Origin of the sequence: Bradyrhizobium sp. (genome assembly GCF_049798375.1) — a bacterium.
In the GTDB taxonomy this organism is placed as follows: Bacteria; Pseudomonadota; Alphaproteobacteria; order Rhizobiales; family Xanthobacteraceae; genus Bradyrhizobium.
On sequence record NZ_JBARGP010000470.1, the window covers coordinates 1 to 13,504 of the forward strand.

Annotated in this window: 12 protein-coding genes; 7 read left to right on the forward strand and 5 right to left on the reverse strand. The window is 64.5% G+C overall.

Translation table 11 applies throughout. From position 1 onward, the window contains the following. The 3 genes from WA702_RS19405 to WA702_RS19415 form a co-directional block, all read right to left on the reverse strand. A partial coding sequence (locus WA702_RS19405; RefSeq protein ID WP_425112156.1) for a tyrosinase family protein occupies window positions 1-1,083 on the reverse strand: 1,083 nt, incomplete at its 3' end. 236 nt (window positions 1,084-1,319) lie between these two features. Then, window positions 1,320-3,053, reverse strand: coding sequence for a thiamine pyrophosphate-binding protein (locus tag WA702_RS19410; RefSeq protein WP_425112157.1), 1,734 nt, complete (start codon window positions 3,051-3,053; stop codon window positions 1,320-1,322). 9 nt (window positions 3,054-3,062) lie between these two features. Then, entirely contained in the window at window positions 3,063-4,700 is a 1,638-nt protein-coding gene (locus tag WA702_RS19415; protein ID WP_425112158.1) for an FAD-binding dehydrogenase, read from the reverse strand. A 360-nt stretch (window positions 4,701-5,060) separates the two neighbouring features. On the opposite strand from WA702_RS19415, the gene WA702_RS19420 reads away from it, so the two are divergent. Continuing rightward, window positions 5,061-6,788: an ATP-binding protein gene (locus WA702_RS19420; RefSeq protein ID WP_425112159.1), complete on the forward strand. Its 1,728-nt coding sequence runs from the start codon at window positions 5,061-5,063 to the stop codon at window positions 6,786-6,788. A 14-nt stretch (window positions 6,789-6,802) separates the two neighbouring features. On the opposite strand, the gene WA702_RS19425 is transcribed toward WA702_RS19420, so the two are convergent. Continuing rightward, window positions 6,803-7,978, reverse strand: a complete 1,176-nt coding sequence (locus WA702_RS19425; protein WP_425112160.1) for an MFS transporter — start codon at window positions 7,976-7,978, stop codon at window positions 6,803-6,805. Window positions 7,979-8,162: 184 nt separating this feature from the next. On the opposite strand from WA702_RS19425, the gene WA702_RS19430 reads away from it, so the two are divergent. The 6 genes from WA702_RS19430 to WA702_RS19455 all read left to right on the forward strand — a co-directional run bounded on the left by WA702_RS19430 (window position 8,163) and on the right by WA702_RS19455 (window position 12,816). Continuing rightward, window positions 8,163-8,636: a MarR family winged helix-turn-helix transcriptional regulator gene (locus WA702_RS19430; protein WP_425112161.1), complete on the forward strand. Its 474-nt coding sequence runs from the start codon at window positions 8,163-8,165 to the stop codon at window positions 8,634-8,636. A gap of 2 nt (window positions 8,637-8,638) precedes the next feature. Then, on the forward strand, window positions 8,639-10,687 hold the full coding sequence (locus WA702_RS19435) for an FUSC family protein (protein ID WP_425112162.1): 2,049 nt from the start codon (window positions 8,639-8,641) through the stop codon (window positions 10,685-10,687). After that, window positions 10,684-10,893 (forward strand): DUF1656 domain-containing protein, encoded by a 210-nt coding sequence (locus WA702_RS19440; protein WP_425112163.1) that lies wholly within the window; start codon window positions 10,684-10,686, stop codon window positions 10,891-10,893. The genes WA702_RS19435 and WA702_RS19440 overlap by 4 nt, the downstream gene beginning before the upstream one ends. After that, window positions 10,890-11,756, forward strand: coding sequence for an efflux RND transporter periplasmic adaptor subunit (locus tag WA702_RS19445; protein WP_425112164.1), 867 nt, complete (start codon window positions 10,890-10,892; stop codon window positions 11,754-11,756). The genes WA702_RS19440 and WA702_RS19445 overlap by 4 nt, the downstream gene beginning before the upstream one ends. Window positions 11,757-11,820: 64 nt before the next feature. Continuing rightward, window positions 11,821-12,405 (forward strand): peroxidase-related enzyme, encoded by a 585-nt coding sequence (locus WA702_RS19450; RefSeq protein WP_425112165.1) that lies wholly within the window; start codon window positions 11,821-11,823, stop codon window positions 12,403-12,405. Window positions 12,406-12,444: 39 nt separating this feature from the next. Next, on the forward strand, window positions 12,445-12,816 hold the full coding sequence (locus WA702_RS19455; protein WP_425112166.1) for a nuclear transport factor 2 family protein: 372 nt from the start codon (window positions 12,445-12,447) through the stop codon (window positions 12,814-12,816). A 19-nt stretch (window positions 12,817-12,835) separates the two neighbouring features. Here WA702_RS19455 and WA702_RS19460 read toward each other — a convergent pair whose 3' ends face one another. Continuing rightward, window positions 12,836-13,462, reverse strand: coding sequence for a ParB-like protein (locus tag WA702_RS19460; RefSeq protein WP_425112167.1), 627 nt, complete (start codon window positions 13,460-13,462; stop codon window positions 12,836-12,838). Window positions 13,463-13,504 lie beyond the last annotated feature (42 nt).

Sequence of the window (13,504 nt, forward strand, 5' to 3'; positions counted from 1 at the left end):
CCAGTGCGGCGCCTGATAGCGATACGAGAGCGATTTCTCGGAATCGACGACCTGGTTGATCAGGATCGCCGTCCAGGTCTGCGCCTGGTCGTAGAAATAGAACGGCTGCTGGTTGAGCCAGCGATCGTTGGAGGGATTGGCATGGCCCTGCGTCCCGGCCCACACGCTCCACAACCGGTCAATATTGGCGTGGTGGGCAAAGAACACGGGATCGAATCCGGCGGCCGCGAGCATGCCCATGTTGGCCAGGCCCGAAAAACTCTTCGGGTCCGTGGTCCAGAGATGCACCATGCCGTGCGGCCCGGCCTCCAGCAGCCCGGCCTGCTGCGCACTTCCGGTGGATGCGAACACCGGCAATCCCTCGTCGCTGCTGCCGCCGAAATCCGCGAAAGACTGCGCATTGAGGATCGGCTTCATCGCCGTGGGACCGACGACGCCGGTCGGAATGCGGTCGTTCGGGCCAGCCGCACGTGTGGTGTCGGATAGCGGGTTGATCGCCTGGTCGGTCGGGAAGCCATAGACCTCGCCGGGAAAGCGGTTGCGCCCCGTCATGTCCTTGGGATCGTCGTGGCAGGAATCCCAGTCCCAATAGGGCAGCGCAAAAGTCGGATCCTCGATCAGCGAGCCGAGAATACGCTCATGGAAGTGGAGATAGGCGCGATGCCAGGCGAGAAACCACCAGGAGCCATGAATCTCCATGCCGTTGAGGCCGTCGACGGCGCCGCTGCAGTACCAGCAGTGTACGGCGCCCTGCGCGTACCAGCTGCGGGGATCGTTGTTCCTGGTCAGCTTGAGCAGCGCCGCATAGGCGGCCTTGAGCCGGCTGATCTCGTTGGCGTCGAGCTCGAACACGCTCTTGCGCACACGAACGGGACCGCCGGCATCGCCGAAACCGGCCGCCTGCCCGAACGGCACCGGCGGCACGCATTCGACCGGAATGGTCGGCATCGGCGTCGGTGGCTGGCCGGCCTGCGACCAGGCTTTCCAGGCGCCGGCGCTCGCCGCCAGTCCCGCACCAGCGGCGAGAGATGCCCTGACAAAATCACGACGACGCAGTTCGGGCCGCTTGCCGGATCGAGACATGGCATCTCCCTCTCTGGCCCATGCGGGCCCTATATCTTTGATGACAATTCAAGGCGCGTCGAAAATGGCGTCACTATCAGTGGGACTGTTGCGCAGTTGGCAGCTGCAGCATTGGCGCGCCGCAAACAATCAATCGCGGCGCGATTCTTTCAAATAGAAAGATACGATATGATCTACATTAAGTTGCATTGATGAGGGCGTGTCAATAGCCCTGCTTACACGCCGCGAAAACAATATCAGCCGACGACGTGACGGACCGCGGCGCGGGTCAGGAAGCGGAGCTTCTCATTGAGCGGGAAGCGACCGAAATTGGTCTTCATGGTCCCGACAGTGAATGCCGTTTTCTTGGCATAGTCGATCTTGACCGCGACGATCACGGGCCGGCCGCTGCTCGCGATCTCATTGGCTTTGGCGATCGCCCCCACAATATCAGCATTGTCGTTCATTGGCACGTAGGCGGCGCCCGTGGCGAGCGCAACGCCCTCGATGTTGAGCTTGCCGAGTTGGGTGCATGGCTTGCGGCTGTAAGGGATCTGCTGCGCTTGCGCGATCTGGGCGAGCTCACCGTCGTTGAAGACGTAGTAGACCACGCCGAGCCCGTTGGCGGCCGCGGTGAGAATCTCCATGCAGGTCATGGTGAAGGCACCGTCGCCGACGATTGCCTGCACGCTGCGCTCGGGAAATGCCAGCTTGGCGCCGATCGCGGCCGGCACTGCGTAGCCCATGCAGTTGAAATCGGTCGGCAGGATCACGCTCTTCGGTGCGTGGATCGGCATCAGCTCGGCGGTGAGAAAAGTGTGATTGCCGTCGTCGATCGCGAGGATGCCGTCATCCGGCATCTGGCGCCGCAACTCGTCGAAGAAGCGAACAGGATTGACGATCCCAGCGGCATCGTTGCGATACCAGCTCTCGCGATAGGCTGCCTTGTCCTTGGCGATCTGCGCGCGCAGTCCATCGTCGGTCTTGCGTTTTAGGCCTTCGGTTGCGAGCGCGGCGAGAAGCTGCCGCAGCACGGTCCCGGCATCGCCGGCGAGGCCGACCTTGGCTGGATAGTTGGCGCCGATCGCGGCCGGGTTGATGTCGATATGGACGAGGTTCTCCGGCATCCTGACGCCGTAGCTGCCGGTCGCAATCTCGGCAAAACGGGTACCGATGCCGATCAGGCAATCGCAATCCTTGAACGCGTTCTGCGCCGCCGGCACCGCGGACGCGCCGAAGCCGAAGCCGGTATGCAGCGGATGGGTGGCGGGGAACACCGAGAGCCCCTGCAACGTGGTCGCAACCGGCGCCTGCAGCCGCTCGGCCAGCTGCGTCAACTCATTCGTCGCATCGCGCGTACCCCAGCCGGCGAAGATGCAAGGATGCTTCGCGCTTGCCAGTAGCGCAGCGGCCTTCTCGATCTCTGAGTCCGCCTGCGGCAGATGCGACGGCGCCGGCTTGAACTGCGGCAGTTGGGTCACCTCGTCGGTCATCAGCAGGATATTGACCGGCAGCTCGACGAATACGGGCCCCGGCTCGCCCGTAATGGCGACGCGATAGGCTTCGAACAAGGTCGGCACAACATCTTCATGGCTCGCGACGTGGAACGTGGCCTTGGTGAGGCCGCTCATGAATTTATGCGTGTCCATCTGGTGCAGCTGATACTGCCGGCCGCTGTCGGTGCGCGGACCTCCGGTCAGGACGAGCATCGGCACGCCGTCGAGGAAGGCCTCGCCGATGCCGCTCGCGGCATGGGTCAGTCCTGCGGCCGGCACCACGGTCAGCACGCCGATCGAGGACGACACGCGGCTGACCGCATCCGCCATGAAGGACGCGCCGCCCTCATGCGTGACCAGCACCTGGGTGATGCGGTTGGAGTTGTTCAGGGCGTCATAGAGCTCGGTGGTGTGCACGCCGGGAATGCCGAACGTGAAGCGCGCGCCGATCTGCTCGAGCGCATAGACCGTGAGCCAGGCTCCGGTTCGTTTCATGGCGTTTCCTCAACCCTTCAAGACATCCGTTCTGCCATCGATCGAGGCAGCCGCCAATCGGCCTGACAGGATGCAGCCGCCGAGAAAGGTGCCCTCCAGGGCGCGCAGGCCATGCATGCCGCCGCCGCCGAAGCCGGCGGCCTCTCCGACCGCATACAGACCTGGGATCGGCTGCCCGGTCGCATCGAGCACCCTGCTCTGCAGGTCGGTCTGGATGCCGCCGAGGCTCTTGCGGCTGATGATGAATTCGCGGATCGCGATCAGCGGCAGCGCATCCTTGTCCGCGATCGGCTGGAATTTACATAGCCGCAGCCGGTCGCCGCGATATTGGCGGAGTGCCGCGATGCGGCGCAGCTGCTCGTCGTTCATCAGGCTCTCGCCGCGGGCGATGGTCGCATCATATCGCGAGACGGCATCCTCGACGGCAGCGAGCTCGACCGCCTGATCGTCCTGCAACGCATTCATCTTCGCAACCAGCTCAGGCAGGCTCGGCGCCGTGACGACATCAGGGCAAGTCTTGATCATCTCGTCGACCAGCCAGCGGTTGCCGGCCAGCACGTCGCGCACGAAGCCGAGCCGGCTTTTCTCGCGGATCGACGGATTGAATTCGGCACCCGACACCGCGAGCTCGCGCAGCGCGATCCGTCGATTCATGAGCTGCCAGGAATATTGCCGCTCCTCGCCGCAGATCGCGGTGACCAGCCGCCTTGTGTCGAAGCCCGACACCAACGGTTGCGGCCCGATCCGCTTGCCCCGCCAGTTGAGCCACAGCGCCGAGCGCGGCGGCACCAGCGACAGGCCATGATGAGGCTTGCGCGGGCGCGGATGATGGACGCCGGCGGCATAATTCCACATCCGGTCGAGATGGGTCAGTACACCGCCAGCAGCAGCCGCCGCATCATGCAGCGTGCCGTCGGCGAAACGATGCGAGCCGTTGAGGATCGTCTCCGGCGGCCGCCCCCAGTCCGCATGCCAGTGCTGCCTGACGCGATCGAGGTTGCCATTGATGCCGCCCGCCGCCACCACGACCTGCTCGGCGCGGACCGCAAACGGCGTACCATCCTGCTCGTCATAGCCTTCGGCGCCGACGACGCGGCCACCCTGCATGGTCAACCGCTCGACCTTGGCGTTGAAGCGCAGCGCGAGCCGGCCGGCATTGGTATGCCCACGCAACGCCGAGATCACGGCATCGGTGATGCCCTTCCCCGTTCCCCAGGCGACATGAAACCGCGGCACCGAATTTCCAGGCTGGAATTCGCCGCGCTCGACCCAGTTGATAACCGGCAGAAAACTGACACCGAGGCGGCGAACCCAACTATGGACGTCGGCGGTCGTGCGCTGCACATAGGCCTGCGCCCAGGCGCGCGGCCAGACCTCATCGGGCGCGAACTCGGCAAAGCTGCACCAATCGCGCCACGCGAGATCGACGGAATCGCGAATGCCCTGGCGGCGCTGCTCCGGTGTATCGACGAAGAACATGCCGCCAAAGCTCTCGCGCGCCAGCCCACCGAAAGCCTGCTCATCGTCGCGGTCGACCAGCAGCACCCGATGGCCGCCGTCCAGCAAATCGAGCGCGGTCGCAAGGCCTGCGATGCCGCCGCCGATGATCAGGATATCGCTGCGGTCGATTGGCAGGGCTTGTCGCACCGTCGCGCCAGTGTCGGCACCAGCATGATGTTGAAACCTGACGCCGGCTGCAAATCAACCAGCAGATGTTACGGAGACACCGTTCGTTATGTCCCGGGGCAAGACAGATCGCCGCACCGTTCAAATTGGTAAACCATCTCTTAACAGCCGCTTTGCCGGCCAAAACCAGTCGTCGCTCCGCAAAAGTGCTTATTTTCCAGTGGCGTTCGTCCCTTCTCGGGGTGCAGTCCCCTGCTGAATACCGGATGCCCACCGCCATCGACACCGATGACCTCGCGCGATTTGTGAAGCGCTTAACAATTTTTCCAGTCACAGCGGCCAAGGTAGCAACCTGACCAATTCAGCACAGGCTCAATCACCGTGACATCCTTCGGACGCGTGATCTCGGTACGGGGCTCCCAAGCGCGTGTCGGCATTCTGACCAAGCAGATGGCGATCTCCGAGGTCCGTGCGACCGTTGGCCGCTTCATCAGCATCCACTGCCCGAAGGCCACGATCGTCGCCATCATCTCCGAAGTGTCGAGCGAGGGCATGGCGGACGCTGGGACCTATCTCGCCACCGCCTCGGTCGACCTGCTCGGCGAGATCCAAGGACCGGCGGAAAAGCCCAAATTCCAGCGCGGCGTCACGCATTATCCGACCATCGGCGATCCGGTCGAGATGATCACGAGCGAGGAGCTGCGCACGATCTATACGCCGACCACCACCGACCAGATCGATATCGGCGCGCTGCAGCAGGACCCTGCGGTCCGGGCCTACGTCAATGTCGAGGAAATGCTGTCCAAGCACTTCGCGGTGGTGGGATCGACTGGCGTCGGCAAGTCGACCGGCGTGTCGCTGCTGCTGAACGAGATTCTGAAAGCCCGTCCCAACCTGCGCCTGTTCCTGCTCGACGTACACAACGAATATGGCCGGTGCTTCGGCGACCGCTCGCTGGTGCTTAATCCGCGCAATCTGAAGCTGCCGTTCTGGCTGTTCAATTTCGAGGAGATCGTCGACGTCCTGTTCGGCGGCCGGCCCGGCGTGCCGGAGGAGCTCGACATCCTGGCCGAGGTGATCCCGGTCGCGAAGAGTGCCTACACCCAGTACCAGAACTCGGACCGGATCGGCCTGAAGCGGATCGACCAAAAAACTGTCGGCTATACCGTCGACACTCCGGTGCCCTACCGCCTGGTCGACCTGATCAATTTGATCGACGAGCGGATGGGCAAGCTGGAGAACCGCTCCTCGCGCATCATTTATCACAAGCTGATTTCGCGCATCGAGACCGTGCGCAACGATCCGCGCTACGCCTTCATGTTCGACAATGCCAATGTCGGCGGCGACACCATGGCGGAGGTCATCAGCCATCTGTTCCGCCTTCCGGCGAACGGCCGGCCGATGACGGTGATGCAGCTCGCGGGTTTCCCCGCCGAGGTGGTCGATTCCGTGGTCTCGGTGCTGTGCCGCATGGCGTTCGATTTCGGATTGTGGAGCGATGGCGTCTCGCCGCTGCTGTTCATCTGCGAGGAGGCCCACCGTTACGCGTCGGCAGATCGCTCGATCGGCTTCGGCCCGACCCGCAAGGCGATCTCGCGCATCGCCAAGGAAGGCCGCAAATACGGCGTCTATCTCGGCCTGGTGACGCAGCGCCCGGCCGAGCTCGATGCCACCATCATCTCCCAGTGCAACACGCTGTTCACGATGCGCCTTGCCAACGAGCGCGACCAGTCGCTGCTGCGCTCGGCGGTCTCGGATGCCGCCGCCAATCTCTTGTCCTTCGTGCCCTCGCTCGGCACCCGCGAGGTACTGGCCTTCGGCGAAGGCGTCGCGCTGCCGACCCGGCTGCGCTTCAAGGAAGTACCGCTGCATCAGCTGCCGCGCAGCGAAGCGACCATCGCCACGGTGCGTTCGTCGGCCGGCCATGACATGCAGTTCGTCAGCGCTGTACTGGAGCGCTGGCGCGGCGCGACCTCGAGCCGGGACAACGATTCCGTCGGCAACAGCGATCGCACGTCGAGCCTGGCGACGACAGAGGCGCCGATGCTGCAGCCGTCCTTGGGGCTTGACCCCGATCGCTTCTCACTGCTGAAGAAGCCGCTGCGCTAGAGACGACGTGCCGCTCACTGTGGCGCCAGGGTCATATCGTGCGTCCGTGTCCGGTGCGTGTGACGCCCCGACAGCAGCCGCGCCGCCATGATGGCACCGAACGTGGCGATTGCTGCGATCACGATGGCCCAGACGGTGTGGAGGCCGCGTCCGATCAAGGCACCCGAGAGCAGCGGCGCCAGGATATTGGCCACCGACATCAGCGACTGGTTGAAGCCCATGACCATGCCCTGACGGTTGAGCGCCGCGCTACGCGACAGCTCGGCGGTCAAGGTGCTGCGCGCGAACATGCTGCCGGCGATGATCAAGGTCAGGCACACGGCGAGCAGGCTGATTTCGGCGGCGAAGGCCAGCGCCAAGAATCCGGCGCCCATGCAGCCGAAGGCGATGATGACGATGCTGCGATCAGACACAAACAGACTGATGCGGCTGATCAGAAGTCCCTGGATGAGAATGTTGATGAAGCCGGCATAGGCGAAGACGCAGCCGAGCTCGCGCGCGCCGAACGGATGTCCGGCCCAGGTGAAGCGTGCAGATAAAAACAAACCGATCTGCGACAGGAACATCGCATTGGCGACGAAGTACACCAGGAGCAGGCCGAGCAATCGCCATGCATAGCGCATCCCGAGCAGCGTTCGCGCCGGCCGCCGCGCCGGGATCCGCTGCGTGCTGACCGCGTCGGAGCTGTGCTGGTCCGGCGGCAGCAGCAGCGCTGTGGATAGAATGCTCAGCAGCGAGAGCGTGGCGGCGGCCCAGATCGGCGCCGCCTGCCCGTAGGGCACCAAAAAGCCGGAGAGCGCCGGTCCGATCAGAAGGCCGGTCCCGATCGCGCCCGAGGTCATGCCGAGCGCCTGCTTGCGCGCCGAGGGCGGGCTGCGCTCCGCCGCATACGCATGTGCGACTGAGATATTGCCCGAGGTGAGACCGTCGATGATCCGGGCCGCGAACACCAGGGTGAGGCTGCCGGCCGACGCGAGCAGGACCAGCCCTGTGAAAGTACCGAGTTGGCTGAGCAGGAGCACGTTCCGGCGGCCATATCGATCCGACAGCATGCCGACGGCCGGCCCGGCTACCAATTGGCACGCCGCATAGACCGACATCAGAGCGCCGATCATGAACGGCGTCGCCCCCAGCCGTTGCGAATAGAACGGCAGCAGCGGCAGGATGATACCCAACGCCGTTGCGTCCACGGCAACAACGATCCCTGTCGGAACTAGACCCAGCGGGCTGCCTTCCGGGGCAGAAAAACCGGGCTGCGCCCGGACGGGACCAAAGTCCATGCAGTTTGCCTCTGCTCGCGATCTGCGAGCTTATTCACGAACGTTTCAATCCATATAAGTTGAAGCCTAATGATTTTGACCCTATCTATTTTGCATGGCACCGTCGCAAACCACCATTCATGCCGAGATCGGCCTCCTCGTCGCCCGCCTGGCGCGGCTGTGGCGCCGCGAAGCCGATCAGGCGCTGGCCGATCACGGCCTCTCGCAGGCGACCGCCCATCCGCTGCGGATCTTGTCGGGTCGCGGCAAATGCCTGCGCCAGGGAGCGCTCGCCGACGAGATCGGCATCGAGGGCCCCTCGCTGGTCCGGCTCATCGACCTCCTGCAGTCTGAAGGTCTGGTCGAGCGGCGCGAGGATCCGACCGATCGCCGCGCCAAGACGCTGCATCTGACACCCGACGGCGAAGCCAAGGCCGAAGAGATCAACCGGGTGCTACGGCGGGTGCGGGTCGACCTGCTGCAGGATATCTCGCCTGAGGACCTCGCGGTCACGTTCGACGTTTTGCAACGGATCGAGCAACGGGCAGTTCGTCTTCAGGAGGCTAACGGCCGCATCAACGCGGATTGATCATGAGCCAAAGCACGCAAATCCCGGTCCGCGCGGCGGACCTGATCTTTTCGTTGAAGACCTTCGCCGCTGCGACGCTCGCGCTCGTCATCGCCCTGTGGCTCGACCTGCCGCGCCCCTATTGGGCCATGGCGACGGTCTATATCACCTCGCAGCCGCTGGCCGGTGCCACCAGCTCGAAAGCGCTCTATCGCGTGCTCGGCACCCTGATCGGTGCCGCGGCGTCGGTCGCGATCATCCCCACTTTCGTCAACGCACCCGAATTGCTGAGTCTCGTGGTCGCGCTATGGGTCGGAGGCTGCCTCTATCTGTCGCTGCTCGACCGCACGCCCCGCTCGTACCTGTTCATGCTGTCGGGCTACACGCTGGCCCTGATCGCCTTTCCGGCCGTCACCGATCCCGGCGGCATCTTCGACGTCGCTGTTGCTCGATCGGAGGAGATCACGATCGGCATCATCTGCGCCACCCTGGTCTCGACGCTGGTGCTGCCGCGCTCCGTCGCGCCCGTGGTCGGCGCCAAAGTCGACGACTGGCTTGCGGATGCCCGCCGCCTCAGCCGGCATATCATGCTCGGCGGTGGCGGCGAGACGGGCTATCAGGGGCAGCGGTTGCGGCTGGCCGCCGAGGCGCTCGACATCGACACGCTCGCCAGCCATCTCGCGTTCGACCAGCTTGCCAACCATCACGCCGTCCGCGGCCTGCGCGCGCTGCGCCTGCACATGCTGTTGCTGCTGCCGCTGCTCGGCTCCATCCGCGACCGCCTGACAGCGCTCGATGGCCGGCTGCAGCCGAAGCTGAAGGACCTGCTGCGACGGATCGCCGACTGGCTCATCGCTGCCAATGACAGGCGTGAGCCGGCGGACACGCTTCGTGTCGCGATCGCAGATCTGCGGCCGCCGCTGCATGCGGATGCGTCGTGGGACGAGATCATGACGGCGAACCTCCTGATCCGCCTGCGCGAGCTCGTCGATATCTCCGAGGATTGCCGGGCGCTCAGCGCCGCGATCGCTGCCGACCAAGACACATCACGCGTCCCGCTGGCGTTCCAGACCGAGCAAGGTATCGCGCCTGCACGGCACCGCGACCACACTTTGGCGCTGTGGTCGGCCGCCGGCGTCATCATTGCTATCCTGGTCTGCTGTGGGTTCTGGATCGGGGCCGGCTGGGTCGACGGCGCCTCGGCGCCGATGATGGCTGCGGTCGCCTGCTCGTTTTTCGCCTCCCAGGACGATCCAGCCCCCAGCATCCAGAGCTTCGCGCTATGGTCGCTGGTCGCCATCGTCCTGGTCGCCATCTATCTGTTCGGAATCTTGCCGGCGATCTCCACCATCGAGATGTTGATCGCTGCGCTGGCGCCGGCATTCATCCTGTTCGGCGTCCTGATCGCGCGGCCCTCAACGACACCGATCGGCATGGCGCTCGGCGCCAATGGCGCCACGCTTCTGGCCTTGCAATCGACCTACAACGCCGACTTCGAAAGCTACGCCAATTCCGCGGCTGCCTTCATGGTCGGCATGGCTGCAGCCATCGTGCTGACGCGCCTGATGCGCTCGGTGCGGGCGAGGTGGATTGCCCACCGGCTGCTGCAGACCAACTGGACCACCTTGGCGGAAACCGCCGAGCGTCGCGGCAACAATGACCGCGCGGCCTTCGTCGGCGCCATGCTCGACCGTCTCGGCCTGTTGGCCCAGCGCGTCGCCGCTATTCCTGCGGCCGAGCGGCGCGATATCGACAGTTTGAGACAGCTCCGCGTCGGCCTCAACATCATCGACCTGCGCCGGGCGCGCCATGGCCTCGGACCCATGACTATTCAGGCCATCGACGCCATGCTGGACCAGCTTGCAGCGGCCTGCCGCAATATCGCGGCGGCACCAATGCCCGCCGCGCTACTCGGGACCATCGATGCGGCGTTGGCCAGGGCGCTCGACGAGCAGGCTGCGCCCGGTCAGGAGGATGCCCTGATCGGTCTGGTCGGCATCCGCGCGGGATTGTTTCCGGACAGTCCGCCCTACCACATGCGCCCGTCCGAGGCTCGGAGTCTCGTCGCATGAAATATGACCTCGATATCGCCGGCGTGCTGATGCCGTCACTGCTGCTGTGGCTCGTCATCGCCTATCTGCTATCGGCATTGCTGAGCGCGCAGCTACGCCGGCTCGGCTTCTACCGGCTGGTCTGGCATCGCGCTCTGTTCGACTTCGCCCTGTTTGTCTGCGTGCTCGGCGGCGTCGTCTACCTTTCCTCGGAGTATTTGACGTGAAAAACGTTTTCAGCCTGATCGGCCGTGTCGGTCTCACGGTCATTGCCGTTGCCGCCGCCGCCTGGGTCGGCGTCTATCTCTGGGGCTACTACATGAAGGCGCCGTGGACCCGGGATGGTCACGTCCGCGCCGACATCGTGCAGATCGCCCCCGACGTCTCCGGTTTCGTCACGGATGTTCCGGTCCGTGACAACCAGGCCGTGAAGCGCGGCGACGTCATCTTCCGCATCGACCGGGAACGGTTTTCGCTGGCGCTCCGGCAGGCCGACGCGGTGGTTGCGGGCCGCCTCGCCACGCTCAACGAAGCCAATGCCGATCTGAAGCGCTATCATGCGCTGACCACGGACGCGGTGTCGCAGCAGAAGCAGGAGCAAGTGCTGGCGACCCAGCAGCTGGCCAAGGCCAACTATGACCAGGCGTTGGCGGACCAGGCCGTGGCCAAGCTCAATCTCGACCGCAGCGAGGTGCGCGCGCCCGTCAATGGCACCATCACCAACATGGATCTGCGCCCGGGTGTCTATGTCGGCGCCGGCAAGGGCGTGATGGCGCTGGTCGACAACGACACGCTCCATGTCGAAGGCTATTTCGAGGAGACCAAGCTGGCGCGCATCAAGATCGGCGCGCCCGCCCGGGTCCGGCTGATGGGCGATTCCCGACAGCTCACGGGGCATGTCGAGAGCATCGCGGCCGGCATCGAGGATCGCGATCGCGGCCAGGGTGCGAGCCTGCTCGCCAACGTCAATCCGACCTTCAACTGGGTGCGGCTGGCACAGCGCGTGCCGGTGCGCATCGCGCTCGATGACGCGTCAAAGCAGGCCGAGCTGGTGGCGGGACGCTCGGCGACGGTCGAGGTCCTGAACTAACCTTGGCGTTGCGGCTTTCACGCGATGGACTATTCTCGCGGCTCCCACAGCCGGAGCCGTTCTTATGTCGCAACCCGCCATCAGCCGCTTTCCTGTCCCCGCGATTGCGGATTTGCCCGAGGACATCCGCACCCGGCTTCTGGCCGTGCAGGAAAAATCAGGTTTCGTGCCGAACGTATTCCTGACCTTGGCGCACCGACCGGACGAATTCCGCGCCTTCTTCGCCTACCACGACGCGCTGATGGACAAGGATGGTGGCCTGACCAAGGCCGAGCGCGAGATGATCGTGGTGGCGACATCGAGTGCCAACCAGTGCCAATATTGCGTGATCGCACATGGCGCGATCCTGCGCATCCGCGCCAAGAACCCGCTGATCGCGGACCAGATCGCGGCTAACTATCGCAAGGCCGACATCACGCCGCGACAGAAGGCCATGCTCGATTTCGCAATGAAGGTGGCGCTCGAGGCGCAGATGGTCGGGGATGCCGAATTCACCGTGCTCAAAGACCACGGCTTCAGCGACGACGACGTCTGGGACATCGCCGCGATAGCGGCCTTCTTCGGACTGTCGAACCGGATGGCGAACGTCACCGCGATGCGCCCGAACGATGAATTCTATCTGATGGGCCGGCTGCCGAAACAGGCGTAAGTACCGCCAGGCAACATCGACCATCGGGGAGACAGCGATATGACCACACTTGCCGATCAAGTCGATGCGGTAGAGGCCCAACTGCGGGAAGCCATGCTTGCCGGCGATCTGAAGATGCTTGATGCGCTGCTGGCGGACGACCTCGTCTTCACGAACCAGACCGGGCAGCGGTTGAGCAAGGCGGACGATTTGGCCGCGCACCAATCCGGTCTTCTCAAGATCGAGCGGATTGATATCTCGGACCAGCGCATGCGACCGTCCGGGACGTGTGCCATCGTGACGCTGGTCGCCGATGTTGCCGGCTCGTATGACGGACAGAGTTTTTCAGGACGGTTTGCCTATACGCGCGTTTGGGAAGCTGCGGATGGGCATTGGAAGGTCGCGGCGGCGCATTGCTCAGCGTTGGGCTGAATGCGAGGCCGAGCCGGCCTCAGTCGTCCGACGCCGGGCCGCACCAGCCGGGCAGATAGATCGCATCGTGCCCCTTGGCGAAGGCGAGCGCCTTTTCCATGGCGCCTGCGAAATTGTTCTCCACCGACTTCCGCGAGATCTTCCGGCGCAGGAAATCGGCCCAGAGGAATTCGCTGAACGGCGTGGTGTCCTTGGCGAAGCCGCCGGCCCGGCGTAGCTCACCGGCCAGGCTGCGGAACGGATCGTCCTTCAGATCGGCGATCGACTTCGGCAGATCCTTGAAATGCCGGCGCTCGCCCTTGGCGTCGTAAGGGTAAACCCAGCGCTTGTTGTCCATCACGCCCCAGAACGCATCGCGCTCGACCATGGTGAGGTCGCCGATGATGGTGACCAGGATGTCCTTGACGCCTTCGTCGTGCAGTGCGCGCGCCAGATGGTGATGGTCCACCACGTAGTAGCGCTCGTCGGGTCCATGCACGACCGGGATCATGTGCCGGCCGAGCAGCTCCGCCCGCTTCTTCTCCGATTTGTGCTCGCGCCAGCGCGTGCGCTTCTCCTCCACCTCGCGCATCCCCACCGTCATCTGCGTCGGCCGCAGCGACAGGATCGGCACCGGATGCAGGCTTGGCTCGCGCGTGTTGGGCATGGCTTGCGGCTCCGCTCGTCGCGCATCGATTTTGCGCGTCCA